The 19,854-nt window shown below is 66.6% G+C and carries 16 protein-coding genes and 1 pseudogene; 9 read left to right on the forward strand and 8 right to left on the reverse strand.

Annotated features, from left to right (window positions below):
• The 5 genes and pseudogenes from DBR36_RS18060 to DBR36_RS07320 form a co-directional block, all read left to right on the forward strand.
• A pseudogene (locus DBR36_RS18060) lies at positions 1 to 344 on the forward strand (hypothetical protein); the annotation flags it as partial.
• Positions 344 to 1,846 carry an SCO6880 family protein gene (locus tag DBR36_RS07305; protein WP_076677802.1) on the forward strand — a complete coding sequence of 501 codons (1,503 nt, stop codon included), beginning with the start codon at positions 344 to 346 and terminating at the stop codon, positions 1,844 to 1,846. The pseudogene DBR36_RS18060 and the gene DBR36_RS07305, both read left to right, overlap by 1 nt.
• On the forward strand, positions 1,846 to 3,528 hold the full coding sequence (locus DBR36_RS07310) for a hypothetical protein (RefSeq protein WP_076677804.1): 1,683 nt from the start codon (positions 1,846 to 1,848) through the stop codon (positions 3,526 to 3,528). Before DBR36_RS07305 ends, DBR36_RS07310 begins: the two co-directional genes overlap by 1 nt.
• Before the next feature lie 71 nt (positions 3,529 to 3,599).
• A complete protein-coding gene (locus DBR36_RS07315) occupies positions 3,600 to 5,273 on the forward strand; it encodes a type IV secretory system conjugative DNA transfer family protein (protein WP_258222611.1) in 1,674 nt (557 codons plus the stop codon).
• Positions 5,273 to 5,641, forward strand: a complete 369-nt coding sequence (locus tag DBR36_RS07320; protein WP_076677808.1) for a DUF4913 domain-containing protein — start codon at positions 5,273 to 5,275, stop codon at positions 5,639 to 5,641. The genes DBR36_RS07315 and DBR36_RS07320 overlap by 1 nt, the downstream gene beginning before the upstream one ends.
• 23 nt (positions 5,642 to 5,664) lie before the next feature.
• On the opposite strand, the gene DBR36_RS17650 is transcribed toward DBR36_RS07320, so the two are convergent.
• From DBR36_RS17650 to mobC, 4 genes are all read right to left on the reverse strand, one after another.
• Positions 5,665 to 6,651 carry an SIR2 family protein gene (locus DBR36_RS17650; RefSeq protein WP_076677810.1) on the reverse strand — a complete coding sequence of 329 codons (987 nt, stop codon included), beginning with the start codon at positions 6,649 to 6,651 and terminating at the stop codon, positions 5,665 to 5,667.
• 848 nt (positions 6,652 to 7,499) lie between these two features.
• On the reverse strand, positions 7,500 to 8,321 hold the full coding sequence (locus DBR36_RS07330; RefSeq protein ID WP_076677812.1) for a hypothetical protein: 822 nt from the start codon (positions 8,319 to 8,321) through the stop codon (positions 7,500 to 7,502).
• Between the two features lie 22 nt (positions 8,322 to 8,343).
• Positions 8,344 to 9,957, reverse strand: coding sequence for a relaxase/mobilization nuclease domain-containing protein (locus DBR36_RS07335; protein ID WP_083709104.1), 1,614 nt, complete (start codon positions 9,955 to 9,957; stop codon positions 8,344 to 8,346).
• Positions 9,954 to 10,349 carry a plasmid mobilization relaxosome protein MobC gene (gene mobC / locus DBR36_RS07340; RefSeq protein ID WP_076677816.1) on the reverse strand — a complete coding sequence of 132 codons (396 nt, stop codon included), beginning with the start codon at positions 10,347 to 10,349 and terminating at the stop codon, positions 9,954 to 9,956. Before mobC ends, DBR36_RS07335 begins: the two co-directional genes overlap by 4 nt.
• Positions 10,350 to 10,617: 268 nt before the next feature.
• Here mobC and DBR36_RS07345 point away from each other — a divergent pair, with 268 nt between their 5' ends.
• Positions 10,618 to 10,911, forward strand: a complete 294-nt coding sequence (locus DBR36_RS07345) for a hypothetical protein (protein ID WP_143016386.1) — start codon at positions 10,618 to 10,620, stop codon at positions 10,909 to 10,911.
• Between the two features lie 257 nt (positions 10,912 to 11,168).
• On the opposite strand, the gene DBR36_RS07350 is transcribed toward DBR36_RS07345, so the two are convergent.
• The 4 genes from DBR36_RS07350 to DBR36_RS07365 all read right to left on the reverse strand — a co-directional run bounded on the left by DBR36_RS07350 (position 11,169) and on the right by DBR36_RS07365 (position 18,034).
• Positions 11,169 to 16,001, reverse strand: coding sequence for a helicase (locus DBR36_RS07350; protein WP_076677821.1), 4,833 nt, complete (start codon positions 15,999 to 16,001; stop codon positions 11,169 to 11,171).
• A 173-nt stretch (positions 16,002 to 16,174) separates the two neighbouring features.
• On the reverse strand, positions 16,175 to 16,633 hold the full coding sequence (locus DBR36_RS07355; protein WP_146185272.1) for a hypothetical protein: 459 nt from the start codon (positions 16,631 to 16,633) through the stop codon (positions 16,175 to 16,177).
• A gap of 286 nt (positions 16,634 to 16,919) precedes the next feature.
• Entirely contained in the window at positions 16,920 to 17,447 is a 528-nt protein-coding gene (locus DBR36_RS07360) for a hypothetical protein (RefSeq protein ID WP_146185273.1), read from the reverse strand.
• Positions 17,444 to 18,034: a recombinase family protein gene (locus tag DBR36_RS07365; RefSeq protein WP_076677903.1), complete on the reverse strand. Its 591-nt coding sequence runs from the start codon at positions 18,032 to 18,034 to the stop codon at positions 17,444 to 17,446. The genes DBR36_RS07360 and DBR36_RS07365 overlap by 4 nt, the downstream gene beginning before the upstream one ends.
• A gap of 285 nt (positions 18,035 to 18,319) precedes the next feature.
• Between DBR36_RS07365 and DBR36_RS07370 the strand changes: the two genes are divergently transcribed.
• Genes DBR36_RS07370 through DBR36_RS07380 form a run of 3 tightly spaced genes read left to right on the forward strand, consistent with a single transcriptional unit; the run spans position 18,320 to position 19,778 of the window.
• Positions 18,320 to 18,646 (forward strand): helix-turn-helix transcriptional regulator, encoded by a 327-nt coding sequence (locus DBR36_RS07370; RefSeq protein ID WP_058233674.1) that lies wholly within the window; start codon positions 18,320 to 18,322, stop codon positions 18,644 to 18,646.
• Positions 18,643 to 19,254 (forward strand): cadmium resistance transporter, encoded by a 612-nt coding sequence (locus DBR36_RS07375; protein ID WP_058233649.1) that lies wholly within the window; start codon positions 18,643 to 18,645, stop codon positions 19,252 to 19,254. Before DBR36_RS07370 ends, DBR36_RS07375 begins: the two co-directional genes overlap by 4 nt.
• Positions 19,251 to 19,778: a signal peptidase II gene (locus DBR36_RS07380; RefSeq protein ID WP_058233650.1), complete on the forward strand. Its 528-nt coding sequence runs from the start codon at positions 19,251 to 19,253 to the stop codon at positions 19,776 to 19,778. The genes DBR36_RS07375 and DBR36_RS07380 overlap by 4 nt, the downstream gene beginning before the upstream one ends.
• Positions 19,779 to 19,854: the final 76 nt, after the last annotated feature.

Genomic DNA, 19,854 nt, shown 5'->3' on the forward strand with positions numbered 1-19,854 from the left:
CCAGCACCGCCGCCAATAACAGCGGCGGGGGTGGGGGCGGCGCAGCTGTCGCCACGGCACCGCGCACGGGCGGCGGCGAGACCGCTGCGCCCTCGAGCAGCGGCGGCGGCTCTCCGAGCACGCAGAACGGCCGCGGCGCCTCTGCTGCGCCTTCGAGCTCAGGGGGCGCGGGCGGCGGTGCGCAAACTTCTGCCGCGCCGACGCGCGGCGCCGCGGCGGGCGGCGCACAGTCCGCGGCACCCACCACGCGCCGCCGAGACAACACGGGACGTGTTGCCGATCTGACCGCGGGCGGGGCCCGCACCATCAACCGCACCGTTGACGACGCCGCGGAGGAGAAGTGATGTCTGAGAACGCCAGCGTGACCTACGGAAACATCGTCAAGCCCGGGCGCCTGGGCATCTTGGGCCTGCCGATGGGGGTCTCGCTCGCGCTAATCCCCGTCGTGATCCTCATGGTGCTGCTCCTGGTGACCGGAAACATTCTGGGTGCGCTGCTCGTCGTCGCTGTCGGCGCGACCGCTGCGGGCCTCATGCTGTGGCGCGGACGCGCTGACGGCCGAAACATCTACGAAAGGGGCGTGCTCATGTTCGCGCACCGCCGCAAAGTGAAGAAGGGCAACAACCTCTACCTCGCCGGCCCTGCGGGTCGCGTCCCGGACGGCAAGATGCGCGTCCCGGGCCTGCTCGCTGCGAGCGAGCTCTCCGAGCACACCGACGCATACGGCAACCCTTTCGGCCTGATCCGCGTGCGCGCAACGAAGCACTACACCGTGGTGCTCGAGGCGTTCCCGGACGGTGACCAGCTGGTCGATCAGAAAGTCATCGATTCTCAGGTCGGGCACTGGGGTGCATGGATGGCACAGCTGGGCGTGGACGGCGGCATCGTCGGCGCCAGCGTCACAGTCGAAACGGCGCCTGACTCAGGCCTGCGCCTCGAGCGGATGACGCGCGGGAACCTCAGCGACAACGCCTCGGCATTCTCCGCCGCCGTCATCGACGAATTGCCCGAGCACTACAACTCGGGCTCACCCTCCGTGACCACGCGCATCGCGGTGACCTTCTCCGGGAAGGGACTCGACAAGGACGCCAGCGACCGCGGCATCTCGGTCATGGTCGAAGAGATCGCCAACCGGCTGCCGAGCCTGATCGGCAATCTGTACTCGACGGGCGCAGGAACGTCTGTGCGCGCGTGTACCGCGCAGGACATCATCGACTTCACCCGCACCAGCTACGACCCCACCGTGGCATCCCTCATCGAGGAAGCGCGCGCGGAGGGCGGGACGGGCCTGTCCTGGCCCGATGCGGGTCCGGTCTTCCACAACGACCAGCTGGACCGGTACTTCCACGATCGGGCCGTGTCGAAGACGTGGGAGATGTTCGAGGGCCCGCGCGGGCAGTTCTACTCGACCGCTCTGCGACGCATCATGGAACCGACCCCGAACGTCCTCCGTAAGCGCGTGACGATCCTCTACCGGCCGATCCCGTCGTCCGAGAGCGCGTCGCTGGTGGAGAGCGACATCAACAACGCCGCGTTCGCGGGCTCGCAGAAGCAGCGCATCAGCGCCCGCCAGGAGCAGCGTCTCGCCTACGCGAAGAAGGCCGCACAGGAAGAGGCACAGGGCGCCGGCCTGGTGCGTTTCGGCATGATCATCACGGCGACCACGGCGACGTCGGATGACTTCCCGCGCCTGGACAAGATCATTCCGTCGATGGCCAACGCGGCGCGTCTGCGCATCCGCCCCGCGCTCGGCAATCAAGCGGTCGCCTTCCAGGCGGGGCTCCCGTTGGGGGTCGTTCTCGCCGAACACTCGCTGCTCGACGACAAGATGCGGGCGTGGCTGTGATGGCCCGCCGCGACAACCGGCGTCCCTACTCGGACGACGATCTTTCCCTCACGCTGTCTCCGAAGAAGGCCCGCCAGACGCGGCGGGATGCCAAGCGCCTGTCCACGGCACAGCCGAAATCCTCGGGCGCCCTGGACCGGCTGCAGGAGTTCTTCAACAGCGCAGCGGCAGGCCGCGCAGACGCGGCGATCCGTCCCGGACGCCGCGGATGGGCCGGACGCGGCACCGGCCGCGTCAACTACATCGAAACACCCGTGGAGTACCAGGGCACGACGGTGCAAGTGTGCGGCCTCTGGCCCTTCATCGCCGGTTCCGGAAGCCCCGTGGTCGGCGCCCCGCTGGGGCGGCACTTGACCACCGGCTCCGTCGTGTGCGCGGACCCGATCAGCTGGTTCCTGGCGAACCTGATCGGCAACCCCAGCGCCTTCGTCATCGGACGCCCGGGCCTGGGTAAGTCCAGCCTCGTTCGTCACATCCTCGCGATCCTCGAGGGGTGGGGCATCGTCCCCATGGTCCTCTCGGACACCAAACCCGACTACGCCGACCTCATGGCCGCAATGGACGGGCAGGTCATCCGCCTCGGCCGCGGTGTCGGCGCGCTCAACGTGCTCGACCTCGGCCCACTCATGGGCCAGCTCGAGCAGATTCCCGACGAGGAGCACCGCCGACAAGCGCTCGAAGAGATGCGCGGGCGCCGGCTGACGCAGGTCATCGGCCTGGTGGCCCTGGTGAACAACCGGCCCCTGGAGTCCTTCGAACGCTCGATTCTCTCGGAAGCGCTGCGCATCCTTGACGAGCGATCCGAGCGCACTCCGGTCATCGGCGACGTCACCAACCTGGTGCGCAACCGCGAACCCCGCCTCGCCGCCCTCGCCATCGACCGCGACGACGTGAACCGGTATCACGAGCGCGTGCAGAGCCTCGTCGACGGGCTCACCGCCCTCGGTCCGAACGGTCCCTTCGGCGACATGTTCGCGCGTGAGACAACCGAGCACATCGAGGTTGGACGGCCGATGGTCTTCGACGTGTCGACCATTGACGAGGCCGATCACCAGATGCACGCGGCCGTTCAGACCGTGTGCTGGAACTACGGCTCCGCGGTGGTGTCGGCTGACAAGCACCTGGCGGAGGCGGGCCTGAAAGAGCAGCGCCACTACTTCCTCGTCATGGACGAGTTGTGGCGGATGCTGCGCGCCTCCGACGTCATGGTCTACTTCCTCGACTCGCTCACGCGCCTGAACCGTCAGCGCGGCATCGGACAGGTGATGATCACCCACACGATGAACGACCTCGAGCTGAGCTCCGAGCACCTCAGCAAGATCGCATCCGGCTTCGTCGAACGATCCGGCATGGTCTTCCTCGGCGGCCTCGCAGACGCCGAGATGGGCAATCTGAAGAAGGTCTTCGCCATGTCTCAGACGGAGACCACGATGATCTCGGACTGGTCCGCAGAAAGCGCGGTGAACCCCGAAACCGGCCGCTCCGCGGCCCCTCCCGGGCGCGGCAACTTCCTGCTGAAGCTCGGCAAGAAGCCCGGTATCCCCTTCACCGTGGTGCTGACCCCGACCGAGCTCGAGGTGAACAACACCAACCGCGCCTGGCAACAGGCACAGGCGCGCGCCGAGGGCACCGCGGCTATGGGCCTCGATCCCGTCGACGAGTACGACGCGGTGGACGCATGAGCAGGCAGGCAAACCGCCGCGCTCAGCCCGCCGGCAACGACCTCGGCTGGATCATCCTCGGCGGCGTCCTCATGCTCGGACTCGTCGGCCTCGCCGTGGTCTGGGTCGGCGCGCAGCTGAACCCCGCGATTCAGAACTTGCCCGACCGCGGCATCGGCACAGTGCTGACCGCCATGCTTCGCGGGACGCTTCCTCCCACGGCCCTTCAGATCGGCACGACGATCGTGATGGCCGTGGTCGTGGTCGGCCTCGCCAGCATCCTCGGCTGGGCGATCTGGAAGCAGTGGAACCAGCGCTCCCGCGTGGACCACAAGGCATCCTCGATGGGGCAGACGCGCGACGTCGCCGACCTTCTCGAACCGGCGGCACGCGCCGATAGCGCCCGACTCGGCGCCGAGAAAGCCGGCCCCGGCGTCACCTTGGCCAGCCACATTCCCAGCGGCAAGCGTCTCTATGCGTCGTGGGAGTGGGTGCAGCTGTGGATCATGGGACCCCGCGCCGGTAAAACGTCGTGCGTCTGTGTCCCGCAGATTCTCGAGACCCGGGGCCCGGTCCTGGCCACCTCCAACAAGCGCGACATCGTGGATCTCTCCCGCGGCCCCCGCTCGGAGAACGGTGTCGTCTGGGTGCACGACGTGCAGCACATCATCGGGGAGGAACCCACCTGGTGGTGGGACCCGCTGTCGTTCGTGCACGACATGGAGACCGCGGAAAAAATGGCGGACGTGTTCATCACGTCCGCCACCGCGGCCGGGTCAAAGCAAGACGCCTACTTCGAGTCGGCGGGACGCGAGACGCTATCCCGCCTCATGCTCGCCGCGGCCCTCGGGGGCCTGTCGGTGCGCAACGTGTTCGCCTGGGCCAACGACCCGGACTCTCGTCCGGGAGCCCCTGACGACCCCGCACAAATTCTCTCCGAGAACGGTCAGACAGAGCAGGGCCGTGCGCTTCGGCAGACGCAGAACCTCACGGAGAAGCAGCGCGACGGCGTGTACGGCACGCTGCGCCCCTGGATCAGCGTGCTGGGCAACACCAAAGTGCTGCCCTGGATCACCGACGAGACGCGATCGCGGCCGCACTTTGATCCCGATGCGTTCGTACGCTCCACGGACACCATCTACCTGATCTCCAAGGAGGGTGGCGGCTCCGCTCGAGCGATCACCGGCGCCCTCACCATGGCGATTCTCATGGCCGCGGAGCGGTACGGCTCCACGCAAGCCGGGGGCCGGCTACCGACCCCGCTGATGGCCGTGCTCGACGAAGCCGCGAACGTGTGCCGTTGGCGCGAGCTCCCCGATGTCTACTCGCACTACGGCTCACGCGGCATCATCATGTCGGCGTTCTTCCAGTCCTGGGCGCAGGGAGTTGAAGCGTTCGGGGAGACCGGGATGAGCAAGCTCTGGTCCGCGGCCAACATCCGTGTCGCGGGCGCCGGCCTCGCCGAAGACAAGCTCCTGCCGTTCCTTGCCAGCCTTATCGGTGACCACGACGTCGTGAAGCGGTCCTCGTCGTCGCAGTCGAAGGGACGGAGCGTGACGACGAGCCTGCAGCGAGAGCGCATTCTCGACACCGCCGATCTCACGGCGATGCCGCGCGGCCGCGCGGTACTCCTGGCATCCGGGGCCCCGGCGACGCTGATTAAGCTGAACCACTTTTCCAAGCGGCCCTACGCCCAGGCCGTCAACGACAGCCGCGAGTACTACGAAGCTCGCGCCGTCGCCTCCTCGAGCAAGGACGTGGCCTGATGGACGCCATCGAACCAGACGACGACGACATCGAAGTCGTCGAGACGACCTACGCGAACGTCGCCGAGTTCGTCGAGCAGTTCCTGTTGCCGACCTACCGACGCAACCCCGCGAAGCACCGCTGGGACCCACGGTGGTGGGAGTACCAGGAAGTCGCCATGCGGCTCGAAGCGCTCTGGCGATCGTTCGAGTACCTCCGCCTCGAAGGGCCGACAGGCATGGCCGTCTTCTTCCGCGACTACCTCGACCCCACGATGCGCGAACTCACGTCCGAGAACGGACCGTTCTGGCGCCTCGACAAGCTCGGCAACGAGCGCACGGTCCCGGACGCCTGGCCGTCCGTCTCTCCCCCCGCCGGCATGTTCTAGAGGTCACTCAGACAAACCTCACTTCAGGGCTCTCGGGTTATCTCCAAGTCTGCCAGCATCAGTGATCGGCGAATGGTCGAGACAAGATCGTGCCCTTCAACATGCAGCTGCCATCCAGTTCGGGGCAACGAACCTGTTCGTATGGTGATGCGAATCTGCTCTCCGGCCTCCCAGCGGTCGAGATACTGGGTCGCCCCATAGATGGTCTCGACACGACCGGCTTCGGCATGGATTTCGCATCGGGCCTGATCTGCAGAGAAGCCCACGCGCCAGAGCGGGGTGCCGGTCAGACGCACAGTTACATCAAGATCCCACCCAGAAGGTTTCTGGTCCATCACCTCGATGTCGACTGCTAGCGACGTGTCGACCTCGGGACGCGCAAGAGCGACGCCCAGCATCTCTGCAGCGGTGCCGGGGAACCCTTGAACTCGAGTGGCTCGACGAGATTGATCTGCGTGGTCCCATTGCTCACCGTAGAGACGGCCAAGGCGCCCCCGGAACGATCGGTCGTCTGGGTAGGACCACTGCGGCTCAATGAGACCCACAGAGCGCGTCGAGTCTCGTTCGAGCCAGTTGCGAATCATGTGGTTGATGTGGTCGTCTCCGAAGCCGTAGCCAGCGATGACGAGATGGTCCGAACGCTCCAGAGCGTCAGCGGCGTGTTGCATCAGCTCGAGTGTCGGCCCTTCGGTGGCCAGTTTTTCTCGGTCGCCTACGACGACCCATGGCTGCTGGGCAATCTCGCCATGTAAGTCCTTCATGACGGGTACCTGGCGATGAGGGTCTATCTCCATTGCCCAGTCGAGCGAACCATGCACTTTATGTAGCCGCACAGGCGCATCGGGTGAATAGAAAACCCGCCGAGAAGGCCAATTCTCGATCCCACGATTTACCGCAAGCGACTTCTCGGCCATAGCGGTTTCGATTGTCAGGTCGTAGTTGAGGGTGATGACGTCCAGGCCTCCGGCCTGTCGCTTCGCCAGATCTGCAAGCGGGTGCAGGTAGGTCACCGGCTTCGACGGTAGGAGGAGTTTCCCGAGTGTGCGGGTGACCCATGTGTTCGCGTCCCTGTATGAACTGAGCCTTGTCGGCGTGCGCGCGAGATCCGCGATTGCGGCGACTGCGTAGGCGAGATTGAGGCCGTCGTTCGGCCGGCTCCCCCTTCGCGCGCGGAAGCGGTCATCGCTCGGCGCTGTCACCGCCGATAAAGCATCCGTCAGGCGGCGTGCACTGTTCTCATCTACTTGCAGCTGACCCGCTCGTAGAACGGGGTCCCTCCAGCTCTCTACGAAGGGCGCGGCCTCATGGTCTTCTCGCCGCCCAAGTAGACGTAGAGCCGAGATCAACGTCTCGATGTTCACAGCATCCAAGGCGTTCCCCCCGTCGCGCGATCGATAGCTGACCATGGCGCCGTAGACAAAGTTCAGCGCAACGAGCCAATCAGGTCGTCGCCCGGTTGAGGGCGTCTCACTTGTCAGACGCTGCAGCACACCCGCGGCTAGTTCAGACGTGAGAGGGAGACCGGCGTCGCGCGACGCCCCGGCCCCAAGAAGCACTGACACTCGGCGCATGGCAGACATATAGGAAGTATCGCCAATCGCCGGTGGAAGACGAGCGAATCGCAACCGCAGAGTGAGGACCGGCATTCTTGTGCTCGACAGCTCGCAGCCTTTGAGCGCGCTGCCTTTCTAGCCCTTCCCGCACCGCCCCGCTGCGGTCGGATGGTTGCCGGTTTTGCGCACGTAAGAAACCCCCGTCCAGGGAGAGCGAAGCTCATCGCGTAGCGACGCTCAGCACCCTGGACGGGGTTTCGTCGTGTGTGACGATCACACGATCCAATGGAAGCATTCTTCCCGCCTCAGCGGGAGATCTCTTGCACCTGTTCACGGCTCGCCGATCCTCCGCGCGCGGTACGTGCGCGGGGCGACCCGCGGCGTAGACCGCGGGCGACGGACTCGCCGGCCGGCTCGGGGAAGCTGCGGTCGACTGCCTCTTTCACCTCGAGCTGCTGGGCGCTGAGACCCTTCTCGCGCCCCGAGTCGTTGTCGAGACCGCGTGCCTCGGCCTGGTGGCCGCGCGCTTCGCCACGGTGGAACGCGGCCGCGTCCTCGCGTTCCTCGGCGCGTTCGTCCGCGGCCTCCGCGCGCTCGCGCGCCAGATCGGCGTCTGACTGGCGTTGCTCATCGTTGGCCTGTTCTTCGTCGTCGCGCTCGCGTGCGGCCTCTGAGCGGTCGTCTGCGGCCTGCGCGTCTGCACGGAGGGCTGCCAGGCGGTCGTCGACGGCGTTGAGCAGAGCGTTACGTCGTGCTTCCTCGTTTTCAGGGTGCGCGGCGCGGAGCTCGTCGACGTTCAGCCCGAACTGGTTGTTCGTGCGTTCGCGCACGATTTCGTAGATCTCTCGCGCCTTGGGGTCGTGGTTGTAGAGCGTGGCGCCGTATGTTGCGGCGTTGGCGACGCGCTCACCGTTGGCGTTGCGCCAGAATTCGTCCCGTTGGACGCGTTCGTAGATGGTTGCCGTGAGGCTGGCCTGGTCGCGCTGCTTCTGCATCACGTCGGCGCGTGCGGCCTCGTCGCGCGCTTGGGCGCGGCGGCGTAGTCCTTCGGCTGCCTGTCCTGCCCCCATTGCTGCGGCGCGGAGCACCCGGTCGAACTCGTTGCCGATGACGTCTTCCTCGTCCATGCTCGTGTCCTTTCTCGTGCTGTTATCCGCGGCCGCGATCGCGGTCGCTGTCGGGGGTGGTGGGCGGCACTGTAGGTCGCATGCTCGGAGCAGCCCCTGGGCGTCCAGGCTGAGTCGCCGAGGACGTGCCCGCCGTGCCGCCTGGGCGCTGGGCTTCCGCGCGTTCGATCACGGCGACCGCGGCGGTGACGGCGGCAGTGGTCTCCTGGGCGGCTGCGAGTCGGCCGCGGGCGCGCTCGGCTGCGGCGACGGCGTTGCCGACACGGGAAATCTGGCGTGCGACGGCGAGCCACCCTGCAGCGCTGTCGCGACCGACCGCGCGCGCCGCGAGTCGTGAGACGTAGGCGGCGTCGGCGCCGAGCTGCTTGCGCTCGATCCGCTGTCGCTCGGGCTGGTTGGGGTCGTACCGGCTGGCTTGGGAGGCCCGTGCCAGCACGTCCGATGCTTTGGCGATGGGGCCGTGACTGGTGGTCTCGAAGTACAGCGAGGCGCGGGCGAGCGCTCCCGATGCGTCGACGGCTGCGACCCGCGTAAAGCGGGCCGTGCGGTCGGGCACCACGATCTGCTGGGCAGATTCGTTTAGCTGCTGCACGACGTGCAGAGGCAGACGCTTCGCGCGCACCCCTGCGGGAACATCCGAGGCTCCAGCCCGCAGGTTCTGGTGCCGCTGCGCCCAGGCGGCCGCTGCCTGCGCCTCGGCGTCCGCGTCGCTTCCCCAGCGTTCCCGGAGTGAGCCGAGCCCGAGGTTGGTGTCCAGCTTGGACGCGGCGAACCACACGGGCTGGGGACGCTCGCCGTCCTTCACGGTCGGAACGAGAGCGGCGGAGTATCCGACGACGCGCGACGTGTCGCCTTTCGCGAAACGGGGGCGTACGAGCACGCGCGCGTCGCGCGCCTGTGCCACGAATTCGGCTTCGCTTCTGGAGGCCGTGGCCGCGCCGCGGAGGCGACGTCGGAGCTCGTCGCGCTGGGTCACGTCGTCACCCTCGCGTGCTGCGCGCTGGAGGTCGCCGGGCTTGTTGCCGCGCACCGTCTCGCGTTCCGCTTCGCGGGATTCCAGCACCTGGAGTCCGTACTTGTGCTCAAGCTTGTTGGCCGCCGCCTGCGCGCGGTGGTGGTCGTTGTGGATGCGCGCTTTGCTGCCGTCCTCGGCGACGAGGCTGACCGCAATGTGGATGTGGTCGTTGCCGTTCTTCGACAGCCCGTGGCGCACAGCTACCCAGCGGCAGGACTTACCGCCGTCGGGGTCGGTGAAGCCCATCTCGTTCACGAAGTCTGTCGCGATGGCGTTCCACTGGGCGTCGCTGAGCGGTCCCTCGGTGGGGTTCAGGCTGAGCGAGCAGTGCCAGACGTGCGCGTCCTTCTCGCCGACCTTGATCTTGCGCTGGTTAGCGTCGTCCCACTCGTATACGGGAGCGGTCACTTCAGTGCCGTAGAGGCGTCGAGGTTGGTCGAGGACGAGCGCAAGATCGAGCACCGTGTCAGAGCTCTGCAGGGACGCTCCGCGGGCGGCCTGCATCACGACGTCGTGTCCGGCCACGACGTGCTGGTCGCTGTGGTCGTTGGCGCGTCCGGGGCCGGCGAGGTACATCATCAGCCCCGCCATACGGTCACCGCGTGTGATGTTCGGCATCATCGCGCGACCACACTGTCGTTCATGTATGAATCGAGTGATCCGCAAACGCGATCAACGGCAGCGAGTGTGTGCTTCAGTTCGCCGTCGACGCCGTGGCCGGCGTTCACGGCACGCGCGATCTGGTTGACGTTGTTGGACACCGACGCCAGCAGGCGTCGGATGTGGAACAACTCAGTGAGCTCGTCCCGGCGCTGGACGGCGGTCTTGCCGTCACCGTCCGAAAGAGCAGCCTCCACCAGCAAACGCGCGACCGTGACACCCGCTTCTTTGGAACGCTTCACCAGCGCGAGCTCTTCCTCGGCAGACACCTTCACGCGGTGTTCCGCGACGCGCCCACCCTTGACGTTCGCGCGGCGGCGCCGGCTCTGAGCGGTACGCGCGTTGTCCGTCATCCGCTCGTCCTCTCGCCCAGTGCAACGACCCGTAAGAACACGGGACCACACTTCCAGTGTGCCGCATCCGGCCGCGCAGCGGAAGAAAAGGGGCCATTTAGGGGACCTAAATGTATAGCTTGCTCTCCCCCGTTTGCATTCCAGTACTACTTCCAGTCATCGAAGCAAGAAGAACTCACGGGTTGTTGTGCGCGTCCGTGGCTGACACACTCGATGTTGAGCGCGCGCTGCGCGCTGTCTCACATTCCCCCCGACAGAAGGACACGACATGGCTAACGTGATGAACCCCGATGAGGTGCTGCGTCGCGCACGCGACTTGCAGGAATCGCGCCTCGCGATGATCGACGACCTCGTTCGAACGAACGTCGAACTCGCCGACGCTCGCGAGCGTGTCGCCGCCGCCGAGAGCGATTACAGCCGCTCCTACGCCGCGGCCGTGAGCGCGGGTTGGACGAGCGGTGAGCTGAGCAAGATCGGCTTCGCCGAGGCAGCGAAGACCCCCCGTCCGCGGCGGCAGTCTCGTCGCCAGAGCACCACTTCGGAAGAGTCCACAACGGAATGAGTTGCGTATCCCCCTGACCACCTGTGGACGGCCTGAGCTACCTTCGGGCTCCACCCGCCCACAGGTGGACAGCGGGACCCTGGTCACGTCCACGGACCCACCACCCCGATGCCGGAAGGTATCACCCAGCTAGCCCCCGTCAAGGGCGCTTCGCGTCACTACGTGATGCGGCAGGCGCCGCACCCTTGACGGGGGCTAGCTGCGCAAAGAGCGGCAAGTATCGGGGAGCTGGGAGAGGAACGGATGCTCACAAACGACTAGCGCTCGAGATCTTCGCGCTCGATGACCGGAGCCGATGTGGACCGTCGATCGGACGCCGCTGATCCGCCTCGTGAGAGGTCCCGCGCGAGTGTGCGCGGGAATGCCGCGGCGAACGGCGACTTCGGCTCTGCGCTCGTCGACTCGGACGGCGCCGGCTGTTCCGGCGTGGCCTGTGCGTTGAGTTGTTCGGCGATGCTTTGCACGCGCTGGTGCGCGGCGGCGAGTTCGTCGGCGTGAGCGAACGGGGCACCCAGGCGGGAGTCGGCTTGTGCGATGACAGCGTGGGCGTTTGCAATCCGCCGTTCGTGTTCTGCGATGACGGTGGGGATGCTGTCGACACGGTTTCCGAGTTGCACCATCGTGCCGATGTTGTTGCGGAGCGCTTCTGCCGGATCGACGGTGACGCCGATGCCGGGGGCGTCTTCGAGGGTGAGCCTGAGCATGTTCTTTCCGCCCGTGGTGGCGTAGTACTGGCGCTCGGTGTGCGCGGTGATGACGTGCCCGCCGATGGAGCCGATGCGTTCGGGAACGGGGATGGCAGTGCCGTACTGGAGGCCGTATCGGTGGGCCCAAGCGCCGAGAGCTTCCACTGCTTCTGATCGGCTGGTGTAGGTCCGTTCGCCGAGCTCGATGCGGAACTTGTCGCCGCTGACATCGGTGGAGCGGGCGGCGGCTTCACGCAACTGGGCAACGATCTGCTGGCCGCTGTCGATCTCCTTCACGGCGCTGCTGCGGCGTGTGCTCAGGGACGATTGGGCGCGGTGGTGCGCGGTCTCCTGACGGCGGAGTTTTTGCAGCGCCTGGTCGGCTTGCGCCTTCTCCAGGATGAGCGGGTTACCGGATGCCAGGGCCTTCGCCTCCGACGCGCTCATCGCGGACTCGCCGATGTCCTCGATCTCGCGCGAGTCCAGCCGGCCCCGCATGATTTGGTTGATGAACTTCGCTTTCCGCTCGACCGTTTGGTACGAGTAGGCGTCGAAGCTGCGCTCGACGACGTACCGGTAGATCGCCACCTCGTCGTTCTGGTTGCCCTGGCGGATGCCGCGGCCGTCGCGCTGCTCGAGGTCGCTGGGACGCCACGGGCAGTCGACGTGGTGCATGGCCGTGATGCGGTCCTGGACGTTCGTTCCGACGCCCATCTTCCCGGTCGATCCGATCAGCACGGCGACGTGTCCGCTGCGGGCGGCGGCGAATAGCCGGCCTTTCTCGGCGTCGTTCTTCGCTTCGTGAATGAAGCGGATCGAGTCGGCCGGGAGGCCGCGTTCGGTGAGCTTGGTGCGTAGTTCGTCGTAGGCATTCCAGCGGCCTGCGGCGGGGGTGCTCTGGTCACAGAACACCAGCTGCAAGCCGCCCGTGATGGGCGAGGGTTCACGGGTGGTGCTGTCGGTGAAGATGAGATCACGTTCGCGTCGCCAGTGCTCGGCAACGCGGTCAGCAACGTAGTCCAGCTTGCCGAGCCCATCGGGCTCGACGCCGGGACGCACCAGGCGCATATCGAGGGCGGCGGCGCGGCCGTCGCCGGAGATTTTGAGCATGTTGTCTTCGGTGGGCGACACCTGCTTGGCGCGCACCCGCTCCGCGCGGTCGGCGATCTCTACGATGTACTCCTGCATGGCGGGAGACGGCGGGATGACGACGGTCGCGTGAGCGCGCTCACCGTCGCTGTCACGTGCCGCGATCGCGGGGGTGGGGAGGTTGAGGTCTTCCGCGGTCTTCACGTCGGCGAACACGTGCCACATGCGCAGCATCTCGGGGACGTTCTGGAATTTCGCGAATCGGGTCTTCACGCGGAAGTCCCCTGCGGGCCCCATCTCCAACTCGGTGACCTGTTCGCCGAACGTTGCCGCCCACCCGTCGAACGAGGTGATGCCCGCCTCTTCGAGCAGGTCCGGTCGGAGGTAGCGCTGCATCACGTAGGCCTCGGTGACCGAGTTGGCCAGCGGCGTTGCGGTCGCGGCGGTGACGACGCGATCGCCGTGTTGGCTGCGCAGATACTCCAGCTTCATGTGCAGGTCGGTGGCCTGCTTCGATCCGACCTTGCCCGCGTCTTGGATGTTCGACACGACCGTAAGGTTCTTGTACATGTGCATCTCGTCGACGACGACGTAATCGATTCCCGTGCTCTCGAACTCCAGACCGGGGTCGCGTGGGATATCGGCCTTTGCTCGGTACGCCTGCTCTGCTCGGAGGATGGCTTTCTCGATCTGCTTGATCGACTTGGCGTCCTCGCCCTGCGCGTCAGCGAGGGCGGCGCGAAGCTGGTCGGTCTGCGCCTGGATGTAGTCCGCTTCGAACTGAGGCGAGAGGGGAATCGTCTTGAACGCGCTCTGCGTCATCAACACGGCGTCCCAGTCGTTCGCCGCGGCGCGTGCGACGAAACGACGTCGTTTGTCCCCGGTGAGATCGGCGGTCGACGCCGCAAGGATCTTCGCCTGGGGGTACATCTGCAGCCACTCACGGGAGAACTGCTCGAGCATGTGGTTCGGGAGCACGACGACGGGCTTGTTCACCATGCCCATGCGCTTGAGCTCCATCGTGCCCATCACCATCTCGGCGGTCTTGCCCGCGCCGACCTGGTGGAACAGCCCCACCGCGGGTTCGGCGATCATGCGCGCGACCGCGCCGCGCTGGTGCGGGCGTGGCGTGAAGCTGCTCGCGAGCCCTGGCAGCGTGAGGTGGTCGCCGGCGGCGGAGTAGTCGCGGAGAACGAGGCTGTTGAAGCGGCGGTTGTACTCGTCGTGCAGGCGGGCCGCACGCTCGGGTTCTTCCCATACCCATTCCGCAAACCGTGCCTGTAGCGCCTGGCCTTTCTCCTGCGCGGCTTCCGTTTCCACGGCGTTCGGGATCTGGCGTTCCCGTCCCTCGGCGCCCTTGATCGTGTCGTGCACGATCAGGTTGCGCTGCTCCATGAGTGCTGCGGCGATGTCGGTAGCGGGGCGCCGATCGGTGCCCCACTCGTTGGTGGCGCGAATGCCCCACCGCTGCCCGCGCACGTCCCACTTGCCGGGAAGAGGGTTCTCCACGGTGACGCTGTTGTCCTGCAGGATGTCGCGCAGGAAGGCTTGGTGCGTAGGAGCGTCGATCCACACGGCGCCGAGACGGGGCTCGATTTCTTCCATGCCGATGGGTTCGGGCATCACCTCGCGAAGCGCGGTGACGTTCACCTCGAGAGCCAGGTTGGTTTCGGCGGCGGCGACGGCTTCTTCCAGCTTCGTGCGGACGTTCCCCGAAAGGTACTCGGGGGCCGGCACGATGCCACCGGTCGCGGGGTCGTCGTAGACGAGTGTGCCGAGCTGTTCGCGGGCGTCGGCTTCGTCGACGCCGAGCAGGTCGGCGATCACGGCGAGGTCTGCGCTGCCGGTGCGATCCAGGCTCAGGGCGAGTGCATCTTGAGCGTTCTCGGCGCCCTGCGCGATGTAACGCGGCGCCACCACACGTTCCGTGAGAAGCGTGGCGGGCACGGCGGTGCGGGTCTGTTCGTCGAAGCGCTCCAGCGCCAGCGTGAGCGCCGCGAACGGGTCATCTCTCATGAGACTGACCGCCTTCGGCATGACCCGCGCGAGGATCTCTTCTCCGGTCTCCGCGCCGACGCGGCCGGTGGAACGTTCGTTGAACCGGTTGATCGGGCCGTAGGAGTCGACGTAGGCGCGGTAGTCGGCGAGCAGCGCCTGACGCTGCGCCACCATCTCGTCGGTGTCCTCCGACTCGCGCGCCTCCCGTGTGACCAGGGCGCGAGCCTGGTCACGAAGCCCGAGCAGTGCTGAGAGTTCTCGCGCGTGGGTGCGGGGCACCTTCAGCTGCGTCAGCGCGCCGTCTGCGACGGTGGCGAACTCTCCCCCGCCTTGGTCGACGATGGTTCCGTCCCACAGCGCAGGATCGGCTGTGACACGCGTTTCCCGCTCGGCGAGAACGTCGGCGCTCGGCGCCGCCATGGTGAGCCCGCGTTCGATGCCGCTGGTCGTGATGTCGGTGAGGGCGGCGTCCAGCTGCGCGGCCGCGGTTGCGAGATCTCCGCGGACCTGCAGCGTGGTCGAGCCGTGGATGCCGGTTCCCACCTCGAGCGCGCCGAGGATGTGGTCTGGTCGGTTGTCGAAGTAGGAGTTGACGTAGATCTTCTCCCCGTCGATGAGCCGCGGGGTGACGCTCTCCCAGGTCGCGTCCGCGGGCTCGGCGCCGGGTTCGCGTCGACGAAGGATGAGGAGATCCGTGACGGCTTCGGTGCCGGCGGCGCGACGGTGTGCCCCAGTGGGCAGGCGCACCGCGCCCACCAGGTCGGCCATGTCGCTCATCTCGCGGCGGGCGGCGGGGTTCTGCGCGTCGAGCGTGAACCGGCTTGTCAGCACGGCGACGAGCCCGCCCGGGCGCGTAAGGGCGAGGGACTTGATGATGAAGTGGTTGTGCATCGAGTGCCCGCCACGGTTGTGCGTGGAGTCGTGCAGCGCGACGTCGGCGAACGGGACGTTGCCGATCGCGGCGTCGAACGATGCCCGCGGAAAGCGGGTGTCCGCGAACGACTCGGTGCGCACATCTGCGGCCGGATAGAGCCCGCGCGAGATGGAGGCGGTGAGCGGGTCAAGCTCGATACCGGTCATCTCGGCGCCCACCGGCGCCATGCCCATGAATGTCCCCGCGCCGCTACCCGGCTCGAGCACGCGCCCGCCCTCGAAGCCGAGGCGCTGCATCGCCGCCCACATGGCGTCGACGTAAGCGGGGTCGGTGTAGTGCGCGTTGATGGTCGTGCGGCGCGCGGCGGTGAGCTCCGCGTCCGTCAAGAGGCTCTGCAGCTGCTCCCGTTCACGCGCCCAGTCGTCGCGGCGTTCGTCGAACACCTCCGGGATGGCGCCCCAACTCGACCAGCGCGCGAGCGCGGCCTGTTCATCGGCGGTAGCCGGCCGCTGCTCTGCATCGAGCCGACGAAGGGTCTCGATGGCGGCGATGTTCGCCTGGAAGCGCGCCTTGACACCCGAGGGTGCCAGATCGTCCTGCGCGGCAGGACGGAAGCTCAGTACCCCTCGGGAACCTTCGCTTCCAGTTCCACGATCCGCGCCAACGTCTGCTGCATCTGCGCCAGACGTTCCTCGTACACCGCCGTCAGCAGCGCCGAGTCCGGGTCGCTCTGATCCTCCTGCAGGTACCGAATCTGCCGCTCGAGCTCCGCCCGATCGGGAAGCTCCCCCAGTTCCTGGGATGCCGCTTCCGTCTCGTCGTACTCCACCTGATCCGGCGTCAACCACACCAGATCGCTCAGCGCCCGCTCCTCCGCCTGCTTCCGGTAGGCGTTCAGCAGCGCCACCTGGTCCAGGTAGTCCGGGGACGGGCGATGCTGCCCCTCGAGAATCCGAGAGAGGGTCGTCACCCGATCCGCTACCTGCTCCCCCAGGCTCTCGAAGAACTCGTCCGGGTTCTCCAGCTGCGCCACTCTGCTGGGTGCGTACTTCGTCCAGTGCTCGCGTGCGAGCATCCCGTACCGGTTCATCGCGAACCTCCGTGTCCTCGTCGAAGTTGAAGTCCAGTTGCCCGTCGACGAGCTGCTGCTCGACGGGCGCGGGCGGCGCGTTCCGCGCCTGCTCGATGCTTTGGTCGGCCTGTTGCTCGGACAGCCCCCACAGGTCGAAGACGCCTTGCCCTTCGTGTGGCCGCTGCGCGCGACGACGTGGTGCCATCTCTGCCCCCCTCGATCAGCCGTGTGATCGAGGCTATCGACAGCCCTCCGGAAAGGCGCGGGGCCTGGCCCCTTGGGGAAGAGATCATGCGTCCGCGCTCACCTGTAGGCGCCCGCGCAGATGCTTGACGGCCTGGGACCCGTCGAATGACGCGATATCCAGCGCTTCGGGGTACTGGTCCCCCGGCATTGTGACGTAGGCGGTGAACACGGCAGGGGTGTCGCCGGGATTGAGCACGCGATTGGCGACGACGCCGTTGCCCTGGACAACCTCGTACTGAAAATCGTGCTCGAGGTGCCCCTTGTACTCGGTGCGGGCCCGGGTCATGCCCGTCCGCCTGTTCGACCAGAACGCGGTGTCGTAGGCCATGCGCGGGATCTCCCGCGGGCGGCTGCCCTCGTTCTGCATGTACACCGACACCGCCCACGTGCGGTCGATGACGCGGTCCTTGGACACCCGGGCATCGGTGAACTTCACCGTGAGGCCGTCGAGCTTGCCCGGTTCCGGGCTGCGATAGAGCACCTTCGGCACCCACACGCCCATGGTCGCCAGAGCACCCAGGAGAATGATCCCGCCGACGACGAGGCCGACGATCCTGAGCGTTTCCATCACTCCCCCACCCTCTGAGCGCTGCGCGCCTGATGGCGCGCCTGGGCTCGGTAGACGCCCGTGCGTGACGTGTTGAACATCTGCGCGATCTCCGCGACCGCGAGATCGCCCGCGGCCATGTGCTTGGCGATGTTCTCGTCCTGGCGTTCGGTCAGTTTCGGGCGCCGGCCTTTCAGCTTCGCGCGGACCTTTGGTCGCGCCATAGCCTCGCGCGTGCGCAAGCTGATCCACCCGCCTTCCGCCTCGGCGACGGCGGCGAGGATGGTGAAGAACAGCTTCGCCATCGGGTCCTTCGGATCGTATGGCGTGGTGCCGTTCTGGAAGATCACCCCGGCATCCGTCAGTCGGCGGATCACCTCGAGCGCTCCTTCGGTGTTCCGCGCGAGACGGTCGAGTGCGGGAACGACGAAGGTGTCGCCCTCGCGCACCGCGGCCAGGGCGTTGTCCAGCCCGGTCCGGGTCATTTTCGCGCCGCTAAAACCGACATCGCTGTAGATGCGGTCCTCTGGCACGCCGAGCTCGAGCAGCCGAGCCACTTGCCGCTCGGCGTCCTGCTCGATTGTCGAGACTCGCGCGTATCCCACCCTCATAAGCGGAGCGTACCGCATAGGTTACCCTTAACGGTATGGGCAACCGGACGCCTATGCGGTACGAGTGTCCCCCGCGGGATTTCGCGGAATCCGTGTCGCTGGGCCGCCGGCCCCTGCCGTACCGGATAGCGATCCCCATCCGGACACCATTCGCACCGGGGTTTCGCATCACATCTACCCGCCAATCCACGGGATCTTGCCGACGACCTCGGGGGTGGTGCGAAACCGATCGGTTTTGCACGCCCGGTGTTCATCGGTGAAAACCGATATGATCGGCGGGTGACGATGACACAAGATCTTGCAGCTGCCGTCTCCCTGTTCCACTCTCTTGCCGATCACAGTCGCCTGTCGATACTGCGTCGGCTGTCAGCCGGTGAAGCTCGGGTGAGGGACCTGACCGATGAGCTCGGCTTGGCGCAATCGACCGTGTCGGAGCACGTTGGATGCCTCCGCGAATGCGGGCTTGTCGTTGCCCGCAGTGAGGGCCGGCAGAACTTTTACTCTGTCTCCACTCCTGAGGTGATCGATGTTCTCGAAGCGGCCGAGCGCCTCCTCGCCGCGACGGGTTTCAAGGTCGATCTGTGCAAGACGTACGGGAGCGACGCCCGATGATCGGAACCATCGTGGCTGCCATCGGCCTGTTCGCGGCGACGAACATTGACGACATCGTCGTCCTCACCGTTCTGTTTCTCGCGTCCGCACGCGGAGCCCTCCCGGGATGGAAGGTCGTGGCCGGGCAGTACCTCGGCTTCATCGCCCTGGTCGCAATCAGCAGCCTCGCCGCCGCGGGCCTGACCATCGTCCCGGACGAATGGGTCGGGCTGCTGGGCCTGGTCCCACTTGCGATCGGTGTGTACGGGCTGATTCGTACGCTCCGACGTCGCGGCGACGATGACGACGACGACGAAAGCTCCATCAGCGCCGGGGGCCTGCTCGGAGTTGCCGGCATCACCATCGCAAACGGCGCCGACAACATCTCGCTGTACACCCCTGTGTTCCGCACCAACCCGGTTCCGGACACCATCGTCACCATCATCGTGTTCTTGGTCCTGGTCGCCGTGTGGTGCCTTGTCGCCCGCTTCGTAGGTACCAGCAAAGCCGTCACAGAAGCCCTCGAGAAGATCGAGCACTGGCTCGTGCCGGCCGTGTTCATCGGGCTGGGCCTGTACATCCTGATCGAGTCCGGCGTGATCGTTCGCCTCATCGAAGTCCTGTCGTGAGCAGATTCACACGCCTCCTCGCTGCCGCTGCTGCCGTAGTTGCCGCCTTCACGGTCGACCAACTCACCAAAGCGTGGGCCCTGTCCTACCTCGACGGAGGCCGTGATATCGACCTTGGACTGGGCGTATCCCTGCGCCTCGTGTTCAACCCTGGGGTCGCATTCGGTCTCGGCGGCGATGTAGGAGCGCCGCTTGTCGTCGGCGTTATGGTCCTTGTCGCCGCGCTGCTCACGTGGATCGTCATCCGAGTGCTGCGGAGGCAGAGCATGGGCGCTACTGCGCTGCTGGCTGCCGCCGCCGGCGGCGCGATCGGCAACCTGTGGGACCGCACCACACGCGCTGAAACCGGACCGCTCAGCGGAGAGGTCGTCGACTTCATCGCTGTCGACTGGTTCGCCATCTTCAACGTGGCTGACATCTTCACAACCCTCGGCCTGCTCGGGTGGGCAGCCTTGTATCTGCTCCGTCGAGACCACGCTCCCATCAGCGGGAGCACCGGTGACGGTTCCCAGCACCGCGGCTGATCTGGGAACGAGGAGGGCCCGCACGGGTATTCGTGCGGGCCCTTCGCGGGTGGCGGAGGGCGGTGCCCGCCGCGAT

It is taken from the genome of Microbacterium sp. HMWF026 (assembly GCF_003061325.1).
In the GTDB taxonomy this organism is placed as follows: Bacteria; Actinomycetota; Actinomycetes; order Actinomycetales; family Microbacteriaceae; genus Microbacterium; species Microbacterium testaceum_E.